Source organism: Nonomuraea sp. NPDC049028 (assembly GCF_043197735.1).
Classification (GTDB): Bacteria; Actinomycetota; Actinomycetes; order Streptosporangiales; family Streptosporangiaceae; genus Nonomuraea.
This window is the reverse complement of record NZ_JBICTR010000012.1, coordinates 413,848-432,232: the sequence shown is the minus strand read 5'-3', so window position 1 is coordinate 432,232 and position 18,385 is coordinate 413,848. Positions and strand designations below refer to the sequence as shown.

The 18,385-nt window shown below is 67.0% G+C and carries 16 protein-coding genes; 8 read left to right on the top strand and 8 right to left on the bottom strand.

What is annotated here, in order from left to right; translation table 11 throughout:
* Positions 1 to 57: 57 nt before the first annotated feature.
* Complete coding sequence (locus tag ACGFJ2_RS43405; RefSeq protein ID WP_393478464.1) at positions 58 to 768, bottom strand: GntR family transcriptional regulator; 711 nt, start codon at positions 766 to 768, stop codon at positions 58 to 60.
* A 104-nt stretch (positions 769 to 872) separates the two neighbouring features.
* Here ACGFJ2_RS43405 and ACGFJ2_RS43400 point away from each other — a divergent pair, with 104 nt between their 5' ends.
* Together ACGFJ2_RS43400 and ACGFJ2_RS43395 are read left to right on the top strand one after the other, a co-directional pair.
* Entirely contained in the window at positions 873 to 1,304 is a 432-nt protein-coding gene (locus ACGFJ2_RS43400) for a VOC family protein (protein ID WP_393478461.1), read from the top strand.
* Between the two features lie 97 nt (positions 1,305 to 1,401).
* A complete protein-coding gene (locus ACGFJ2_RS43395; RefSeq protein WP_393478458.1) occupies positions 1,402 to 2,079 on the top strand; it encodes an NAD(P)H-binding protein in 678 nt (225 codons plus the stop codon).
* Positions 2,080 to 2,188: 109 nt separating this feature from the next.
* On the opposite strand, the gene ACGFJ2_RS43390 is transcribed toward ACGFJ2_RS43395, so the two are convergent.
* Entirely contained in the window at positions 2,189 to 2,452 is a 264-nt protein-coding gene (locus ACGFJ2_RS43390; RefSeq protein WP_393478456.1) for a helix-turn-helix domain-containing protein, read from the bottom strand.
* The gene (locus ACGFJ2_RS43385) at positions 2,337 to 3,170 is read right to left on the bottom strand and encodes an ATP-binding protein (protein ID WP_393478453.1); all 834 of its coding nucleotides are present in this window, start codon (positions 3,168 to 3,170) and stop codon (positions 2,337 to 2,339) included. The genes ACGFJ2_RS43390 and ACGFJ2_RS43385 overlap by 116 nt, the downstream gene beginning before the upstream one ends.
* A gap of 148 nt (positions 3,171 to 3,318) precedes the next feature.
* Between ACGFJ2_RS43385 and ACGFJ2_RS43380 the strand changes: the two genes are divergently transcribed.
* The 6 genes from ACGFJ2_RS43380 to ACGFJ2_RS43355 all read left to right on the top strand — a co-directional run bounded on the left by ACGFJ2_RS43380 (position 3,319) and on the right by ACGFJ2_RS43355 (position 8,780).
* Positions 3,319 to 4,146, top strand: coding sequence for a helix-turn-helix domain-containing protein (locus ACGFJ2_RS43380; RefSeq protein ID WP_393478451.1), 828 nt, complete (start codon positions 3,319 to 3,321; stop codon positions 4,144 to 4,146).
* A complete protein-coding gene (locus ACGFJ2_RS43375; RefSeq protein WP_358429499.1) occupies positions 4,134 to 4,349 on the top strand; it encodes a DUF397 domain-containing protein in 216 nt (71 codons plus the stop codon). Before ACGFJ2_RS43380 ends, ACGFJ2_RS43375 begins: the two co-directional genes overlap by 13 nt.
* Positions 4,350 to 5,103: 754 nt before the next feature.
* The gene (locus ACGFJ2_RS43370; RefSeq protein ID WP_393478448.1) at positions 5,104 to 5,346 is read left to right on the top strand and encodes a hypothetical protein; all 243 of its coding nucleotides are present in this window, start codon (positions 5,104 to 5,106) and stop codon (positions 5,344 to 5,346) included.
* Entirely contained in the window at positions 5,343 to 7,544 is a 2,202-nt protein-coding gene (locus ACGFJ2_RS43365; protein ID WP_393478446.1) for a hypothetical protein, read from the top strand. The genes ACGFJ2_RS43370 and ACGFJ2_RS43365 overlap by 4 nt, the downstream gene beginning before the upstream one ends.
* Positions 7,545 to 7,924: 380 nt before the next feature.
* Positions 7,925 to 8,131, top strand: coding sequence for a hypothetical protein (locus ACGFJ2_RS43360; RefSeq protein WP_393478443.1), 207 nt, complete (start codon positions 7,925 to 7,927; stop codon positions 8,129 to 8,131).
* Positions 8,132 to 8,381: 250 nt separating this feature from the next.
* A complete protein-coding gene (locus tag ACGFJ2_RS43355; protein WP_393478442.1) occupies positions 8,382 to 8,780 on the top strand; it encodes a hypothetical protein in 399 nt (132 codons plus the stop codon).
* 275 nt (positions 8,781 to 9,055) lie between these two features.
* Here the strand turns inward: ACGFJ2_RS43355 and ACGFJ2_RS43350 are convergent, their stop codons facing one another.
* From ACGFJ2_RS43350 to ACGFJ2_RS43330, 5 genes are all read right to left on the bottom strand, one after another.
* Positions 9,056 to 10,195 carry a M20 family metallopeptidase gene (locus tag ACGFJ2_RS43350; protein ID WP_357947359.1) on the bottom strand — a complete coding sequence of 380 codons (1,140 nt, stop codon included), beginning with the start codon at positions 10,193 to 10,195 and terminating at the stop codon, positions 9,056 to 9,058.
* 31 nt (positions 10,196 to 10,226) lie between these two features.
* Positions 10,227 to 11,768: an AbgT family transporter gene (locus tag ACGFJ2_RS43345; RefSeq protein ID WP_393478439.1), complete on the bottom strand. Its 1,542-nt coding sequence runs from the start codon at positions 11,766 to 11,768 to the stop codon at positions 10,227 to 10,229.
* A gap of 244 nt (positions 11,769 to 12,012) precedes the next feature.
* Entirely contained in the window at positions 12,013 to 12,333 is a 321-nt protein-coding gene (locus ACGFJ2_RS43340) for an AzlD domain-containing protein (RefSeq protein WP_358174246.1), read from the bottom strand.
* Entirely contained in the window at positions 12,330 to 13,079 is a 750-nt protein-coding gene (locus tag ACGFJ2_RS43335) for an AzlC family ABC transporter permease (protein ID WP_393478437.1), read from the bottom strand. The genes ACGFJ2_RS43340 and ACGFJ2_RS43335 overlap by 4 nt, the downstream gene beginning before the upstream one ends.
* Before the next feature lies 1 nt (position 13,080).
* Complete coding sequence (locus ACGFJ2_RS43330) at positions 13,081 to 18,378, bottom strand: amino acid adenylation domain-containing protein (protein WP_393478434.1); 5,298 nt, start codon at positions 18,376 to 18,378, stop codon at positions 13,081 to 13,083.
* Positions 18,379 to 18,385: the final 7 nt, after the last annotated feature.

Genomic DNA, 18,385 nt, shown 5'->3' with positions numbered 1-18,385 from the left:
TCATAGAAACGCAACGTTCACTAACAACCGCGAGCGCGTACTGAAGAGCGATGTGCGCTACCGCTTCGCCGTGGACCCCACGACGCCCTGATCCTCCTGCCCCGGCGGGAGGTCGTGAGCGGTGAGCACTTGGGCCGCATGGTGACGGTGGGCGGCGAACAACTCCAAGGCGGCGTCGGCGTCGCCGGCACGCAGGGCGTCCGCGAGCAGGCGGTGTTCGTCCGCGATGTGCTCGAGGTACCCGTCGGAGCTGCGGCCGATCCGGGTCAGCAGGAACAGGTGGATCTGTGAGCGGATCGCCTGCCAGGCTTCACTCAGGCGCCGGTGGTGGGCGGCGTCGTAGACGGCGTCGTGGAAGGCGAGGTCGCAGCGGACCATCGCGTGCGCGTCCGCTGCGCGCCTCATGCCGTCGACCACCTTGTCGATCTTGGCAAGGTCCTCTTCGGAAGCGTGGCCGACCACCCGCCGCACGGCCAGGTGCTCAAGCGCGCCGCGCAGGCTGTCCAGTTCGGCGATGTCCTGCGGGGACAGGGTGATCACTGTGGCGCCGCGATGCCACTGGCTGCGGACCAGACCCTCGCGCTCCAGCAGGAGCAGCGCCTCGCGGACCGGGCCACGGCTCACGTCCAGCGCCTGGGACAGTTCGACCTCGCGCAACTGGGCTCCAGGGGCGTACACGCCACCGAAGATGGCCTCCCGTACGCGATCGGCGACCTCGTCGGCCAGCCCTCGACGACGAGCGGGAGCCACTGTGCCCTGTTCCCCCATGACCCTTTGCCCTCCGCTGATTGTCTCAATGTTAACAACTTTCGCGCAGTGGCGTAATGTCAACATTAGGACATCTCCTCCTTTGACAGAAAGGCCCACCCGTCATGAGCGTGTTGAACTCCCCGATCCCGCGCTTCCACCTGGCCATGCCGGTCGACGACCTGACGGCCGCCCGCCGCTTCTACGGCGAGGTACTCGGCCTGCGGCACGGCCGCAGCGCCGAAACCTGGATCGACTGGAACATGTACGGCCACCAGTTCGTCACCCACCTGACGCCGGCCCGGACCCAGCAGATCCACAACCCGGTCGACGGCCACGACGTCCCGGTGCCGCACTTCGGCCTGATCCTCACGATCGAGGACTTCCACACGCTGGCCGACCGGCTCCGTACGGCAGGCGTCCCGTTCGTCATCGAGCCCTATGTGCGCTTCGCCGGGCAGGCCGGCGAGCAGTGGACGATGTTCTTGCTCGACCCGGCCGGCAACGCCCTGGAGTTCAAGGCGTTCGCCGACGACGCCCAGGTCTTCGCTGCCTGACCGTACGTACTGCCCGCCTGCCGCCAGCACGCCCCTCGGCGGGTGTTTCACCGCACTGCCATCCACCCGAAAGAAAGCACCTCTCGAAAGGATGATCATGAAGGTGTTCCTGATCGGCGCCGCCGGCGGCGTGGGGAACCGGCTGGCCCGCCTGCTGACCGCCCGCGGCGACACGGTGACGGGGATGTTCCGCGACCCTGCCCAGGCCGATACCGTGCGCGCTTCGGGCGCCACCCCGCTGACCGGCGACCTCATCGCCGACACCGTGGACGACCTGGCGACCAGGATGAGCGCACATGACGCGATCGTGTTCTCGGCCGGCGCACACGGCACCGGGAGGGACCTCACTACCGCGATCGACGGCAAGGGCCTGGAGAAGGCAGCGGACGCAGCCGCCCGCGCCGGTGTGTCGCGCTTCGTCCTCGTGTCGGTGTTTCCCGACGCGCTGCGTGGCGGCGAGCCCAACGAGGGCTTCGAGCACTACATCAAGGTCAAGAAGACAGCCGACGTCTATCTCGCCCGTACCGGCCTCGACTGGCTCATCATCCGCCCCGGCACCCTCCTCGACGAGCCCGGCACCGGCCGGGTCACGGCTGGACCGGCGATCGAGTACGGCAAGGTGCCCCGCGACGACGTGGCCGCCTTCATCGACGCGGCCCTGCACGAACCGGCCTTGAACCGCGCCATCGTCGAACTCACCACCGGCGACACACCCATCACCGAGGCGGTCGCCCATCTCCTGCGCCACGCAACCGGCCAGGACGGACCCGCCTGACGATGTCCCGGCACGGCAGCCATTGGGTGGTCTTCCTCGCCCTGCGTTGCCCGCCAAGAGCGGCTGCTATGCGGGCGGCCCGGCCGCGTGCGCGTCAGGCGGGCCCGACTCATGCAGCTTGGCGAGGAAGGAAGCCGATGGCCAGGTCCGCGTCCAGCGCGGCGGCCAGCCGCCTCAGGGACGCCACGGTGATGTTGCCACCACCCGTCTCCAAACAGGACACCTGCGGTTGAGTCATCCCCGCACGCTCAGCCAGCTCAGCCAGCTCCGCCTGCGACAGGCCAAGAGCAACGCGCCGGTCGTAGACAAGCTGGCCGAGTCGCTGCTCGGCTTCCGCCTCTTCGTAAAGCCTGGCGTACTCGGGGTCGTTCATCTCGCCGGCGAGGCGTCGATGCCGGGTTGTCTGCCACTTGCCGCGCCCGCTCACAGACCTTCCTTGCATTCTGTGGATGGCCCCCGATGAGGGCCGAAGCGGGTGCACTCATCGGGGGCCCGCCCGGCCTGGAGCCACGGGGGGAAGATCCCTGCCGGACGTTCTGCGGCGGCTCCCCCACTCCCCCTCCTCGAGAAAGAGGAGCCGCCTGACCTGGGCTGGCTGCGCGTTCAGCCAGGGCCAACCCGCCAACCGATCCGGAGACGGATTCGGAGACCGATTCGGGAGCGGACGGGTCAGGGGAAGATGGGACGGCCCGGATGGCGCACCAGACGGTGCGGCCAAGCCCACGACCGTGCTCTCGGGTTCCCCAGTCTTGGGAGATCTCACGGACTATCAGCAGCCCACGACCGTCCTCCGCCTCCGGCTCCTGCCGGATGTGCGGGCCGGAGAAGGCGGAACCGGGGTCACGCACCTCCACATAGACCATCTCGTCCGTCGCGGTGACGGTGAGGCCGATGAAGTCGTACGGTTTGGCGTCGGAGTGGCGGAGCGCGTTCGTCACGAGCTCGGACGCCACCAGCACCGCGTCGTCGACAGCAGGATGATCGCCTCCGAGCCATCTGCGCACTTCGGAGCGGGCGTGCGAGACGGACTCGCGAATGCCCACGAGCTGGATCGAGCCGATGACCCTCGGCTCCGCACTCGCTGCTTTCATTACTTCACCCACCCGAAGAAGTCGGCCTCGATCGGCCTTCCAACCATCCCAAGACTCGGCTACATTGAGTAGTCAATTGACTTCGATAAGCCATCAACCGTTTCGCTGAAAGTCGTGTTGAAACGGTGGCCATCCCCCTGGAGGTCAGATGCCTAGGGAAAGCGAGCTATGCCCTACTGATTCACCGACCGCACTGTTCGGCTTTGAGTTGCGGCGACACCGCAAAGCCCGAGGCTGGTCCCAGATCCGTCTGTCGAAAGCGGTTTCCTACTCCGTCGGCACGATCAGCATGATCGAGACAGCCAGACGGTCACCAACGGAGGAGTTCGCCCGCCACTGCGACGAGGCGCTGGAGGCGGAAGGGGCGCTGATGCGGCTCTGGCCGATGGTCAGTCACGCGCAGGCTCCTCCTTGGTTTCGGCCCTGGCTCGAGGTGGAGGCCACGGCGGAGGCGATCCGGACCTGGGAACCGCTGGTCGTGCCCGGCCTGCTGCAGACCGAGGACTACGCCAGGGCGGTCCTGAGCGGTGATGTCGGCGTGACGTCCGAACAGGTCGAGGAACATGTGATCGCTCGAATGGAACGCCAAAGCATCCTTAGGCGTCCCAAACCGCCATTGTTGTGGATTGTGATCGACGAGGCAGTTCTGCACCGCCCGATCGGCAGCCCCGCCGTGATGTCGGCGCAGCTCACTCGCCTTCTCGAAGAGGGCGAAGCTCCCCGGATTACCATCCAGGTTCTTCCCCTCAAGGCCTACTCCACGACCGGTCTTGCCGGCGGGTTCGCCATCGCGCAGGCACATGGCGTCTTCGACACAGCGTATGTCGAATCCGCTGGCGTCATGAGTCGAGTAACCGAGCGACCAGAGGACGTCCGCGTCCTAATATATAGATATGAGGGGATTCGCTCAGAAGCGCTGTCCCAACGCGAATCCCTAGAGCTGATCAAGGAGACGCTGCAGCGATGGACGAGCTGACCCGCGAACTCGACACAGCTACCTGGCGCAAGTCCACCCGGTCGGGGCCCGACGGCGGCAACTGCGTTGAGGTTGCTGAACTGTCCGGAGGACGCCGAGGTGTCCGCGACAGCAAAAACCCCAGCGGTCCGGCCCTCATCTTCACTCCTGGCGAATGGAGCGCCTTCATCAGCGGCGTGAAGGACGGCGAGTTCGACTTGTAAATATGTTCGCAGAAAGGGAGGACTCTCCGCTCATGCGGAGAGTCTTCCCTTGATCTGTAAAGCGACCAGACTCCGCCACGAGGATTTTAGAGCATCCTGCTGGGCGCAGCGGTTAGCAGCGATGCTCGCAAGCATTCCGCGATGGTGAGCCGCGCGCCGAGCTCCCTTTGACTGGTGGCATCGCCCACAATTCGTCCGCCGAAGAGTGGCCGTCGGTCTCTGTGCTGAGCCCCGCGTCGAGGCCGATCTCATGAGCCTGAGCCCGTTCGTCGCGTTGGCGAAGGGTGCCTGGAGCTTGCTGGCGTATCGCTTGGCCTGCTCAATGCCCTCGTCCTCGCTGGTGGGCGTCTGTCTTAACTCCACCACCACGATAGGCAGTCCCCGACGGGAGTTTGAGCGCGTAATCGGCGCGTAGCTGCGTTCCCCGCCCTGGCCTGCCCCGGTGGCCACGATCTTCCCACCCGTGACGGTGCACTCGTCAACCATCTCGCGCTGGCCTCATCTCGACCGTTTCAGCGAATCCTCAATGAGTTTCACTCTCACCGGCGGAAAGCCCCGCAGGTCACAGCCAGTTCCCACCTGACAAGATCGAGGTCGGACAAAGAAGCTCATTGCATAACAAAATTCCAACGCGCCATACCTTTCACTGCGCTTAAACTTGTTTTGTTGATGTGATGTTGATTACCGTGAGACCACGTGAGGGACGCCGCCTCCTGATCTGTTCTGGTGCAGCGAGCCGTACAAGGGGATCATCTTGGCCAACCTCGATCGCGAGGCGATGCGGGCCGTGGCGGAGCGGATCCAGCGACTCTCGGACGAGCACTGGTGGGCGCTCGATCCCTCCTGCCGCCTGATGGAGAACGACGCGTGGGTGGGTCCCACGGGCGCCCGGTTCGACTCCCAGGTCCACGCGGACCGGAGGGAGTTGCAGGACATGCTCACGCAGGCCGTACACAGCGCGAACCAGAAATTGGCTTCCCTTCCGGACAAGCCATGACGGAGTTCACCGGAGTGAAGCCGTCCGAATTCGACGCGATGGCGGGCAAGCACACCGAGGCCGCCAGGCGACTGGAAGAGCTGGCGCAGGCCCTGCACAGCGAATTGCAGGGCGCCGGGCTCGACACTTCTCCGGCGGCTCGGCTGCGGCAGTTGGCCGGACGTGTTACCACGCAGGCTGAGGACCTGCGGCGGCGGCAGAAACTGGTCCACGAGTTGCAGCGGCAGAAGGTCACCTTCGGCATGAGCACGGCAGCCGGGAGCTTCCTCGAGATGCCCGACGGCCTGGAGGCCGCCAAGGGGCTACTAGACGGAACGCTGGCCGGTCGCGCCGCGCTGAACGCCGCAGATGGGGATGCCAAGGCGCTTGCCGAGCTGAAGAAATACGCGGCGCGGACGGGGGACGCGGAGTTCGTGAAGGCATTCCTGGGCACGCTGGGCACCCAGGGCGTGACGCGGCTGCCTGGCTCGCTGGCCGCGCGACTGCGCGACGCCGGGACTCACGGGGACTCCGATCGCCTGGCCCAGGTCTCCAGCCAGGGCAAGGACGCTCTGCGCATGCTGAGCGCGGCTCTGGCCAGGGGAACCGATCCGAAGAATCCCGCGTACATGGGCGCCGAATTCCTCAAAGACTTGGTGAGGGAGGGCCGGGCCCAGCAGAAGGCCGGCGACACGAAGTACACGGGCTACCAGGCTCAGGCGCTCATCTGGCGTGCCCACGACGGGAAGCCGCCGTACTCGAAGGAGTTCATGGAAATCGTCGGGCGTGACGTGATCGTCTACGAATACGAGCAGCGTAAGGATGAATGGGCAGCGAGTAAGGACCTGCTGGGCCGGATGTTCGCGGGAGCCCAGATTCCCATAGTCGACCTGGCGGGCGCGCTCGGCCTTGGCACCATGCTGAGACCGGGAACGCATGTGGGCAATCCAGGCGCGAGGGCCTCATCGTTGGTGGACGATCTTTTCCATGCAGCAAAGTCTAGCCGGGAGGCGTCCCATGCTCTGCTGGACCAGACCCCGGCCGGGTGGAAGGAATCCGTGCTGCACTATCTGCTGACGACACGGTGGGGTGCCTCTCGCTATCTGGGCGACTACGCGCCGTTCAATGACCTGCTGGTGACGGCGACGACCGGCCGGGATGAGACCTCCCAGAAGCTGGCGGCCGAGATGATGAAGACCGTCGCCGACGAGGTCCGCCCTGCCTTTGGCAAAGGGGAGAGCGGCAATCTGGAGATAAAGAACAGAGGGACGTTCGATCGTTTCGCTCCCCTGAGCTATCCTCTGGCCCGCGCGATCGCGGCCAATATCGACCAGGTCTCCAAGCTCCTCCTGAACCGTGCAGTCTTCCACCAGGTCGCGGCCACGGACATGGACTACGCGCTGACACTGGCCACCTCCCACGATGCTGGGTTTGAGGCACTGGTGAGAGCGCAAACCGAACATATGCGTGCGGCGCTGAACACCGTGCCTCCGGTCGGTCTCAACGCTTCCAACGCCGAGCGGCTCGGTTTCACGACGGCCGACGTCAGGCAGTTCGACTTCGACAAGGATGGACGGGTCGACACGGCCGACATCAAGCACTTCCTGGTTAACCGGACCGTGGAGGAGGCGCGTCCTTTCACCCACATCGTAGAGACCCGCCGCCAAGTGCTGATTGCTCAAGGGCTGGACGACAAGAAGACGGACGAGTCGCTGAAGACGATGGTAGGGGACGCAATCGGGCTGCTCCCAGTACCGGGAGCCAGACAGGTCGGCGAGCTGGCAACCGGAGTCTTCGGCAAGCTGGTCAGCACGGAATACGACAAGCTTGCTGGAGCCGGGTATGACGAGATCGCCACACAGGTCGCTCAGCTGATGTCCAAACCTGGGCGGGGCCTGGACGAGACCTACCACACGCTGGCGGATAACCGACTGGCCGTGGAGAGACTGGCGGAGCAGATGATCGCCACAACCATGCTGAACAAGGGCTTGCTCGACGGCCTAGAGCTAAGAAAGCAGCCATTCGCGGCCGGAAATTCGCGTACGATCAAGCCTTTCGCCGAGATGACTTCGCAGGAATACAGCCAGTTCCTAGAGTGGACTCGCGCAAGGGGAGGCAGTAGCGAACTAATTAATGACTTTAGCACCACCTTTCGCAGCACTAGCGAAGTGGACGACTATCTCGACCTTGATTCCCCCTCCTCCGGAGGGGGGAAATGAAGCATTCTCGCTTTTCCGTCGCTCTGACTGCTCTCGCATTGCTCGCCGCAGCCTGCACCCCGGAGGAGCAGATCGTCTCCACACCGGCCCCGGCTCCGCAGTCTGTCGTGGATTCCTCGCCATACGTCTGCAAGCTCATCCCCCAGCAGGCGTTTCGCCTCGTCACTGGCGTGAGCGGGCCTCTCGTCGAGAGAACCAACGGAACAGGAGGCAATGGTGATTGCCGAGCTCCTGATACGGCTCGGCCCATGGAGGTGTGGTGGTCACGGGAGGGCTCCGGAATGCCTCGAGAGCACATGGACTTTCTTATGGATCAGGACAGACGCCCGCTTTACAGCAGATACGGCGGAGTCACCCTTTCTCCCGACCTCGGTGATGGCATGGCCGCATACGTGCGGAGTGCCCCGTTCGCCAACCAACCGTACCGAGTGAGCGCCAAGTTCCGCTGCAGCGGCATAGAACGAATGATCGACATCTTCCTGCCCCAGATCGCCAAAGGCAGGGACGCGATCAAAGACCTGACCGAACTCATGCGCATCGCCCAAACCCGCTACGGCCACCTGTACAACTGCACTCCCGGCACCTAGCAAACGTCACCCTCCCGCCATCAAAACCTAACCAGCCCGTAGCGCCCCAGATTGTCCCCCTCGCAACACATTCGCTCCAGCCCAAAATCGAACTCAGATGCATCTCTGCCACACCGCGACGAATAAAACCACACCCGAATTCCGATGACCCTGCGTCATCGACAACAACTTCTTGCGACGATGTACTCACACACAGTGATCCCAGCCGCCAAGGCCGAGATCCTTCCAGCTACCGAAAAGGTAGGGGTACATGAACGAAGAGGCGGAGACTCGCGACGCGAAACTTCGCGCGGCAGCCGTCGAAGCGACAGCGCGTTCCCGTAATGGGGCCTATCGCGGCCCTCGCGCGCGGCGTCAACATGCGAGCCTCCCGACAAACGGCTGCCCATGCCTGGAAGGCATACACACCGCCATTGCCTCAACAGCGGTCGCCGTTGCCCAGATAAGAGTTGAAATCGCCAGCATCAAGGCGGAGACGTCCCAGGACTTCGCAGCTCTCGGAGACGAGATAGGCGGCCTTCGCCGGCACACCCACGAGCAGCTCACATCCGCTCAGCACGAGATGCTGGACAGACTCGACTACCTGCAGCGCACAATGGCCGACGTGGGACGCACACTCGATCGGCTGCTGGACAAGGACGGCGCCTAGCGACGAATAGGTCCGGAGCGCGGGAATGACAAAGGGTGTTGAGAATCAGATAGACCTCAACACCCTGATCACTGACCTGCACAGGACAATCGACGACTGGCTCGGCCATTCACCGTGGATCGGACCAGCGCCACAAGTGCGCGAGACCGAGTCACCGGCCCCAGGACCCGCGGGTCAGCGCGAAGCGCGGAGGCCATGAGCGAGGCCGTCGTGGTGACGGCGTCCCACAGCGCAAGCCGCCCCAGCTACCCGGCCAAGGTCGCGTGACGGGCCGACTAGCTGGCGAAGCCCGCGATGAGCCCGATGGTCAGGGCGGTGCGCTCGGGGATGTATTCGATGATGGCATGCTCCCCCCGCGAGTGGGATCCCGCTCCGACTGGACCGAGTCCGTCGAGGACAGGCCGGCCCAGGGCTGAGATGAAGTTGGCGTCGCTGGCACCGCCGACGCCCGCCTCGCGGAGGTCCCAGCCGTGCTCGATCGCCACCTTGTACGTCCTGGCGTACAGGTCCTGGGAGGCGGGGTTGGGCGTCATGGGCGGCCGGTTCCATTCGCCGGAGAGCGCCACGGAGACCCGAGGGTCGGGGGCGCGCAGCGAGGTGAGTGCGGCGTCCACCCGGGCCATCTCGGCTGGGTCGGACACGCGTACGTCGATGCCGCAGGTTGCCTGGCCTGCGGTGACGTTGGTGCCGGTGCCGCCGCTGACCAGGCCGACGTTGACCGTCGTGCCGAGCGCGGGGGCGCCCAGGGCGGCGATCTGGGTGATCAGGTCGGCCATGGCGTGGATGGCGCTGGCACCGGCGGTGGGGTCGAGGCCGGCATGGGCCTCGATCCCGGTGACGGACACCTGGAAGATGCCGACGCCCTTGCGGGAGGTTTTGACCGCGCCGTCTATGGCGCCCTCGAAGACCAGGCTGGCCAGCGCCCCGGCGCTGGCCGCCTCGATGCGGGCGCGGGAGGCCGGGCTGCCGATCTCCTCGTCGCCGTTGAACAGCAGGCGGACCGTGGGATGCGGCAGGCCCAGCTCACGCAGCCCGCGTACCGCCCAGACCGCCTGGACGAGGCCGGTCTTCATGTCGAAGACGCCAGGTGCGCTGATGACGCCGTCGGTGACCTGCCACGGCCAGTCGGCGAGGGTGCCGACCGGCCACACGGTGTCGTAGTGGCCGACCAGCAGGACGAAGCCGGGGGCGGTGCCCTGGTAGGTCAGTTCCAGCACGTCGCCGTACTGGCCGCCGTCGTGCCGGGTGAACTCGTCCGGCTCCCCGGCGCGGTCCACCGCCCAGCGGAAGATCGCGTCGAGTGCCCCGTCCAGGAGCTGTTTGTCGTTGCTCGGGCTTTCCAGCTCGACGAGCATACGCAGGTCGTCGAGCATGGAGGGGAGCGCCTGGCGGGTCCACGTGGGAGCCGGTGTCACTAAAGGATCCTTTCGCTAAGAGTGAGGAGAGTTAGGAGGGGACGCCGGGGCCCAGCGGGATGCCGAGCGCCCACCATGCCAGGAAGAACAGTGTCCAGACCACGAGCATGATCAGGCACAACGGCATGGTGAGGGCGATCAGCGTGCCGATGCCGGCGGATTTGCGGTAGCGCTGGATGAAGCCGAGGACCAGCACGAAGTAGGGGCTCATCGGGCTCAGGGCGTTGGTGCAGGAGTCGGCGATGCGGTACACCGCCTGGGTGGCTTCCGGCGAGATCTTCAGCAGCATCAGCATCGGTACGAAGACCGGGCCGACCAGCGCCCACTGGGCGGAGCCGCTGGTGATCAGCAGGTTGATGAAGGTGACGATGATCAGGATGCCGACAAAGATCATCGGGCCGTTGATCCCGGCGGACTTCAGCAGGTCCGCGCCGTTGATGGCGACGATCGTGCCGATGCCGGTCCACTTGAAGTAGGCCAGGAACTGGGAGATGGCGAAGAACAGCACGAGGACCGGCGCCATCTCGCGCATGCCCTCGGCCATGAACGTGGGCACGTCGTTGCCGCTCTTGATGGTGCCGGCGACGCGGCCGTACACGATGCCGACGAGGCAGAAGGCGACGCCGAGCATGACGGAGATCGCGTTCAGCAGCGGGCCGGTGACCAGGCTGCCGCCCTCGCCGCGTAGCGGTGAGTCGGCCGGGATGATGGACAGCGCGATCAGCGCGGCGATCACCAGCAGCGCGACGCCGGACCAGCGCAGCCCGCGCCGCTCCTTGTCGGTCAGCTCCAGCGCGCCGAGGTCGCCCACTTCGGCGTCCTCGTCGATCGGCATGCTCGCCGCCCGCTTGGTGAGGATCGTCTCCGTCACCACGGTGATGACGATGGACAGCACGACCGACGAGCCGATGGAGAAGAAGTAGTTGGCGAGCGGGGTGACGGTGTAGCTCGGGTCGATGGTGTGCGCGGCGTCGGTGGTGATGCCGCCCAGGATGACGTCGAGCGGGGTGACCACCGGGCTGGCGTCGAAGCCGGCCGCGACCGAGACGAACGCGACCACGACGCCGACGATCGGGCTGCGGCCGACCGCGTAGAAGGCCAGCCCGCCCAGCGGGATCAGCACGATGTACGCCGAGTCGGCGGCCACGTGGGATACCATGCCGGTGAAGGCGAGCGCGAACGTGACCCACCGGGCCGGCACGCGGGAGACGCCCCGGCGCAGGACCGCCGAGAGCAGCCCCGCCCTGTCGGCCACCGCGACGCCGAGCATGACCACCAGGATCGTGCCCAGCGGGGGGAAGGTGGTGAAGCTCTTGATGGCGTCGCCGAGCATCAGCGTGACGCCCTCGCTCGACAACAGGTTCTTCACCGCGACGGTCGTCTTGTCGGCGGGGTTGACCGCCGACACTCCGGCCGCCGACAGGATCCAGCTCAGCGCCATGAGCACGACGCTCAGGATGATGAAGAGCCAGAACGGATGAGGCAGTTTATTACCGGCGCGTTCGACGCTGTTCAGCACGCGCATGGTCACGTTTAAGGCACGTGATTCTTTCTCAGCGGACACGGTCGTCATGGAGACCCGGTCATCCTTTCTTGGTCGTTTCGCCTGAGGCACAGACCGAACGCGAAAGATGCCCCGTCTCTTTATTGCGAGTCCGCACCTGCGGGCCATACTTTAACGGGCGACCGGATCATCTCGCAATAGCTATTTGTCAAGGATGTCTCACCAGTTGAGAGCCGCTATGCGGGCATGCGAAATCGCCCGCGCAATGTCGGGTGTCAAATGAATTTCGACAAACTTAAGACGCCTATAACATTCAGCCGACAAGCCAGCGACTGAGATAGAAAGCGACAATTCCGACTGCTGTCACAAGCAGGAACCTTTTCGACACCAGACCCACGGCGAAGGTGACCGCGCCGCCTATCAGGTAAGGGTTCGTCAGGGTCAGCTCGACGCCGTTACCCGAGGGCGCGAGAACGGCCGGGAACACCAGTGCGGCCAGCACGGCCGGCGGCGTGTACCTGAGCAGCGTCTCCGCCAGCGGCGGCATCTCCCTGTCGGCGAAGAGGGCCAGCGGCAGGTAGCGCGGCAGGAAACTGCACAACCCCATGCCGAGGATCAGCAGCGCCATGCTCATCGGGCGATCTCCTTCGTCCTCGACTTCGCCGCGTACTCGCACGCGGCCCCCACCACCGCTCCCACCACCGCGGCCAGCACGACGCCGAGGTTGTACGGCAGGCCCCGCGCCAGCATCACGGTCACTCCCGCGGCGCAGATGGCCGCGGTCACGCGCCAGTTCGCCAGCCCGATCGCGAGCATGGCGATGAACATGGCGGTCACCGGGAAGTCCAATCCGAGCCCCCGCACGTCCGGGACGGCCGAGCCGAGGGACATGCCGACCGCCGTGCACAGCATCCAGGTGACGTACAGCAGCGAGGACGCCCCGAGGAAGAACATGTGCTTGTTGTGGGTGAGTTCGCCCTTCCTCAGCCGTTCGATCGCCACGAAGAAGACTTCGTCGATCAGCCCGAACCCGAGCAGCACCCGCCACCGCTGGGGCACTTCCTTGATGTACGGGATCAGGATGGTGGAGTAGAGGAGCATCCGGAGCCCCAGGATGAGCGTGGTGAGGATGATCGCGGCCCAGCCCGTGCCGCTGGCGATGAGGGCGAAGCCGACGAACTGGGCGGTGCCGGAGTTCACGGCCATCGCCAGGCCCAGGGTCGCCCAGCCGGAGAGCCCGCTCGACAGTCCGAGTACGCCTCCGGCGATGCCCATGGGAATGGCCGAGGCGAGGAACGGCACCATGCTCCTCGCTCCGGCGAGGTACTGCTGGCCGGGGGTCAGCGGTGTGACCGCCTGGGGGGTGTTCGTGGTGGTCATGTCAGTGCGCTTCGCTCCGTTGATCTTGCGTAAGTGAAACCGGCGGGTCTTCCGTAGGGGGTGCCGGCTGGTCTTCCGTACGTGGTCCCGGCTGATCCTCCGAACACGGCACCAACCCGTGCAGCAGTGTGGCCACGGCGTCCGGGGCCGTCCGGCAGAAGTAGTGGCCGAACGGCCCGAGCTCCGCGAGCCGCGGCCGATCGGCGAACAGCGACCAGTCCTCGTACCTCCGCCGATGGTCAGGGGTCAGCGGATCGTCCGAGGCATGGACGACCGTGAGCGGCGCGCGCAGCCTGGCCACGGGCCCCCGCTCGGCCGCCGCCAGCAGATAGCCGTTGGCCGAGCCGGAGTCGTGCCGGAACGTCCTGGTGACGAAGGCCGCCTGCTCGGGTGAGAGCACGTCGAGCCCGGAGTACCCGGTCGCCTCGACGAGCCAGCGCACGATGTCCTCATCCGTCATCGCGTCCACCCGCTCCATGGACTCGCGGGTGGTCCGGGCGTCGTGCAGCAGCTTTCCGGCCACGAAGACGTGGAGCGGCGCGTTTCCGCCCGCCTCCATCAGGCGTGCGGTCTCGATGGCCAGAGCCGAGCCGACGCAGTGGCCCCAGAGCACCACGGGCCGATCGGCGAGGCCGCGGATCTCCTCCACCACCCGCCGCGCCGCCTCCTCGATGGGCAGGAAGGGTTCGTCCGGATGGCCGGGGTCGTGGCCCGGCAGCTCCACGCCATAGACGGCCACGTCGGCGCCCGCCTTGTCGAGGGCGGTGGCCAGCGGCTCGAAGTTGACGGCGTTGCCGGCCGCGTAGGGAAAGCACACGAGGGCGGCCCGGGCCCGGCCGGGGTCGGCCGACAGCGAGCGAAGCAGCGGCGAGCGGGACGTGGACGCGCCATCGTTCAGACGAGCCTCGGCCACCTCACACAGCGGTCCCAGGGTGGAGTTGCGCATCAGGTCGGTGAGCGACACGAGCCCCTCCAACTCCATGACCACCCGCATGGCCGACAGCGAGCTGCCGCCGAGCTCGAAGAAGTTGCCGTCGAGGGTGATCTGCTCCAGCGGCACGTCGAGCACCCTGGACCACGCCTCCGCGATGCGCGGTCCCACCGCTCCAGTGGGACGACGGCCCGTCTCTCCGGCGGCACTCCGCTCTTCGGAACGGTGAAACGTCAGGCGTCGGGGTGCCTGGAACAGCTCAAGGCCGCCGGGCATGCGGCGTCCGTACACACCTGTGGTGGGGATCGTGACCCCGTTGGCGATCAGCACGATCCGCCCCGGCGTGGCGAAGGGCACCCGCAGGCCGTGTTCGTCGACGACCCGCGCCCGATAATGGTCTGCCAGCTTCGGCAGGACGCTCTCGCTCTGTTCCATCGTGATCAGCGCCGCGCTCTCCTCGCCGGGCAGCAGATCGGCGAGGTGATGGAGGGCGGCCGGATCGGCTGTCATCTGCTCGAACGCGGCGATGTAGTACGCCCCCATCCGCGCCACCTGCCAGGGCTCGAAGAGGTGGGCGTGGTAGTGCAGGCTGAGCCGTACCTCGTCGGTGATGAAGTGCCGGGAGAACTCGGCGCGCAGCACGAACTCCGTCTCCGAGTTGGCCCGCACGTCGAGCAGGGAGAAGCCGTCGAGCGCCTCCAGTTGCCTGAGCAGATAGAAGTGCGTGAAGTTGAAGGCCGTCTCGAACAGCGCCTGTTGCGTCCCCAGGTCGTGCTTCATCCGCGCCATCGGGTATCGCCGCGCGGGGAGCAGTTCGACCTCGGCCCGGTAGACGTCGCGCACGAGGCTCTCCCAGGAGCCCTCGCCCGTACGCACCCGGAAGGGCACCGTGTTGAGGAACAGGCCGATCGAACGGGTGGCGCCCTCCGCCTCGGGCCGGCCGCTGTGCTCGTACCCGGTCATGACGTCGCGCTCGCCGGTGATCAGGGAGAGGACCTTGACGTGCGCGGCCATCGCGACGTTCTTGACCGGCACGGACAGCGCCCCGGCCAGCGCCACGATCCGGTCGGACAGGCCGCGCGGGAACTCCACCTCGTGGAACACGACGGGGAAGACGTCCGGCGACGCCGATTCCCTCGTGCGGGGCACCTCGGCGAAGGTGCTGCCTTCGAGCACGCCCGCCCAGTAGGAACGGTGGCCCTCGTCGGCGAGGGACCGGCGCTCCAGTGAGACGTAGTCGCGCGCGTACCCGTCCGGCTCCACGTCCGGCAGCGGCCGTCCGTCGAGCAGCCGGTAGTAGGTGTCGAACAGCGTGGTGTGCACCAGGGTGATGCTCCAGCCGTCCAGTGCGGAGTTGTGCTGGCTGAGCGTGTAGCGGAACAGGTCGTCGCCGAGCACGTGCACGTGCAACCGGACGAGGCCGGGCTCGGTCCAGGTGAAGCGATGAGCCTTCTCCCGCTCCGCCCATACGTGGTACCAGGCGTCCTGTTCGTCCTCGTGCATACCGCGCAGGTCGGCGATGTACAGCGGTGACGGCGCGTCCTCGTGGACGAGTTGCAGGTACTCGCTGTAGCCGGTGAGGTGGTAGCTGGTACGGAAGATCGGGTTCGCGGCGACGATGTGCCGGACCGCCCGCTCGAAGCATCCGGCGTCGAACGAACTCTGGATCGTGTAGCTGATTATGTCGTGATATTCGACTGTGTTGTGTGACAGTTCGCTCTGAAAGACCAGTCCCGCCTGGAGCTGCGTCATCGGGTAGGCGTCGGCCACCCCGGCCGGGATCTTCGCCCGGTCCTCAGGCGTCAGCAGCTCGAACGGCCGGAGCGGGCGCGTCGCCGGATCCGCGTCCCGCGCGAGAGCGACCAGACTCGCGATGGTCGGATTCTCGAAGAGCTGCTGGAAGGTGAAGTCGAGGCCGCACGCGCGCGCCCTGGCCAGCACGGTGACGAAGTGGATCGAGTTGCCGCCGAGCGCGAAGAAGTTGTCGTGCACCCCGACCGATTCGACGCCGAGCACCTCGGCCCAGACCCGGGCCAGGTCCGCCTCCTGCGGCGTGCTCGGGGCGACGTGGTCCACCGCGCGGGCCGGTTCGCCGGGGTCGGGCAGCGCGCGGCGGTCCAGCTTGCCACTCGGACTGAGCGGGAACGAGGCGAGCGTGACGAGGCGCGCGGGGACCATGTACTCCGGTAGCGTGCGCCTCAGGTGCTCCTTGAGCTCATCTTCGGGCAGGGGCTCGGCGGCCACGACGTAACCGCACAGATGATCCTGTCCGCGAGGGATGACGACGGCGTCCCTCACGGCGGCGTGCTGCCGCAGCCGCTCCTCGATCTCACCCGGTTCGATGCGGTATCCCCGCAGCTTGACCTGGTGGTCGATGCGGCCCAGGTACTCGATGCCGCCGTCGGCCAGCCTGCGGGCCAGATCCCCAGTACGGTAGACGCGCTCCTCGCCCGCTTGGGGCGCGGCGACGAAGCGTTCGGCCGTCAGTTCGGGGCGACCCAGGTACCCGCGAGCCAGCTGGACCCCCGCGACGCACAGCTCCCCCGGGACGCCGACGGGCTGGGGTCGCAGGTCCGCGTCGAGCACGTGGATACGCGTGTTGTCGACCGGCCGCCCGATCGGCACCATGGTCTCGCCGCCGTGGCAGGCGTAGTGGGTGACGTCGACGGCCGCCTCGGTGGGCCCGTACAGGTTGATCAGCCGGCAACCCGTGACCACCTCGTGGAAGCGTCGCACGTGGTGCGCCGGCAGCGCCTCGCCGCTGGCGAACACCTGCCGCAAGGTGCCCAGCCTCCATTGCTCGCCCGTTCCCGAGACGAAGTCGAGGAAGGCCCCGAGCATGGACGGCACGAAGTGCATCGTGGTGACGCGGTGCCGCTCGACCGCGGCGGTCAGCGCCTCCGGCTCCCGCTCCGCGCCGGGCTCGGGCAGGCACACCGACGCCCCCGCGAACGTCCACCAGAACAGCTCCCACACCGAGACGTCGAACGACGTGGGCGTCTTCTGCATGATGACGTCCGTGGAGTTGATCGGGTACGCCTTCTGCATCCAGCCGATGCGGTTGACGACCGACCGGTGCTCGATCCGCACGCCCTTGGGAGCACCGGTCGAACCCGAGGTGTAGATGACATACGCGAGGTCGCGGGCGCCGCCCTCGACCGGCGGCGTGCTCACCTCCTGCGCGTAGGACCCCTCGTCCATGAGGTCCAGGACGGCGACGCCGTCGCCGACCAGCTCCCGGTGGCGGGGCTGGGTGAGGACGAGGCGGGCGGCGCTGTCATGGAGGATGTACGCGATGCGGTCGCGCGGGTTGCCCGGGTCGATCGGCAGGTACGCGCCCCCCGCCTTCAGCACGGCGTAGACGGCGACGAGCATCTCCGGCGAGCGGTCCGCCAGCACGGCCACGAGGTCGTCGCGGCCCACGCCGCGGGCGCGCAGCGTGTGCGCCAGGCGATTGGCACGGGCGTTCAGCTCGGCGTACGTGAGCAGGAAGCCGTCGCCCACCACGGCCACGGCGTCAGGGGTCGCGGTGACCTGGCGGCTGAAGAGCTCGTCGAGCCGCACCGTGTCCTCGAAGGCGGCGTCCGTGTCGTTCGCCTTGTCGATCAGCGCCAGATCGTCGTCGGATCGCAGGTCGAAGGCGGCCATCGCCGTGTCGGGCGAGGCGGTGGCCTGGTCGAGCAGCATCACGCAGTGCGTGAGAAGCCGCCGGGCGGTGTCGGGGCCGTGCGTGCCGGTCCGGTGCCGCAGTTCCAGAGCCAGCCCGGCCGGCCCGCGTACGAAGGCGAAGGCGAGTGGGAAGCCGGGCCGTCCGGCGGGATCCGCCTCGTCGCGTACCGCGTCCACGAGCACGTCGGCGAACGGATCGTCCCCCTCCCGCGCTGCGGTCCCGAACTCGTCGGCGAGCAGCTCGATCGGGTAGTCCTGGTGTTCGATCGCGGCCCGCAGCCGGTCCCCGACCTCGCCCAGCAGCCCGCGCAGCGTGGTGTCGCGCGTGACCGGCAGCCGCAGCACCAGTGAGGAGGCCAGCGGCGTGGGTCCGGCGGGCACGGGGGCGGGAGGTGTGGCCAGCACGGATTCCGCGCCGCCGCCGTAACGCTGGAGCAACGCGCCTGTCACGGCGATCAGCACGGAACGCAGGGCGATGTCCTGGCCTCGGGCCAGCTTGCCGAGTCTGGCGGTCAGCTCGGCGCCGAGGTCGAGCGCGGTCACCGCGCGCGCCGCCTCCCCTGCCGGGCCACCGTGCGTGTCGGACGGGAAGCCGGTGCGCTCGGGCAGCGCCGCGAGCTGGGCGCGCCAGAACACCCCCTCGCGGCGACGCTTCGCGGCCGCGACCTTGAGCCTGCCCAGGGTCTCGATGGACTGCATGGCCCCT

What these genes read in the sequence shown, in the direction of transcription:
- ACGFJ2_RS43335 (WP_393478437.1), bottom strand. Translation starts at nt 13,079, where the DNA reads ATGACCACCACGAACACCCCCCAGGCGGTCACACCGCTGACCCCCGGC.
- ACGFJ2_RS43380 (WP_393478451.1), top strand. Translation starts at nt 3,319, where the DNA reads ATGCCTAGGGAAAGCGAGCTATGCCCTACTGATTCACCGACCGCACTG.
- ACGFJ2_RS43340 (WP_358174246.1), bottom strand. Translation starts at nt 12,333, where the DNA reads ATGAGCATGGCGCTGCTGATCCTCGGCATGGGGTTGTGCAGTTTCCTG.
- ACGFJ2_RS43400 (WP_393478461.1), top strand. Translation starts at nt 873, where the DNA reads ATGAGCGTGTTGAACTCCCCGATCCCGCGCTTCCACCTGGCCATGCCG.
- ACGFJ2_RS43360 (WP_393478443.1), top strand. Translation starts at nt 7,925, where the DNA reads ATGGCCGCATACGTGCGGAGTGCCCCGTTCGCCAACCAACCGTACCGA.
- ACGFJ2_RS43390 (WP_393478456.1), bottom strand. Translation starts at nt 2,452, where the DNA reads ATGAACGACCCCGAGTACGCCAGGCTTTACGAAGAGGCGGAAGCCGAG.
- ACGFJ2_RS43395 (WP_393478458.1), top strand. Translation starts at nt 1,402, where the DNA reads ATGAAGGTGTTCCTGATCGGCGCCGCCGGCGGCGTGGGGAACCGGCTG.
- ACGFJ2_RS43375 (WP_358429499.1), top strand. Translation starts at nt 4,134, where the DNA reads ATGGACGAGCTGACCCGCGAACTCGACACAGCTACCTGGCGCAAGTCC.
- ACGFJ2_RS43355 (WP_393478442.1), top strand. Translation starts at nt 8,382, where the DNA reads ATGAACGAAGAGGCGGAGACTCGCGACGCGAAACTTCGCGCGGCAGCC.
- ACGFJ2_RS43365 (WP_393478446.1), top strand. Translation starts at nt 5,343, where the DNA reads ATGACGGAGTTCACCGGAGTGAAGCCGTCCGAATTCGACGCGATGGCG.
- ACGFJ2_RS43405 (WP_393478464.1), bottom strand. Translation starts at nt 768, where the DNA reads ATGGGGGAACAGGGCACAGTGGCTCCCGCTCGTCGTCGAGGGCTGGCC.
- ACGFJ2_RS43330 (WP_393478434.1), bottom strand. Translation starts at nt 18,378, where the DNA reads ATGCAGTCCATCGAGACCCTGGGCAGGCTCAAGGTCGCGGCCGCGAAG.
- ACGFJ2_RS43345 (WP_393478439.1), bottom strand. Translation starts at nt 11,768, where the DNA reads ATGACGACCGTGTCCGCTGAGAAAGAATCACGTGCCTTAAACGTGACC.
- ACGFJ2_RS43385 (WP_393478453.1), bottom strand. Translation starts at nt 3,170, where the DNA reads ATGAAAGCAGCGAGTGCGGAGCCGAGGGTCATCGGCTCGATCCAGCTC.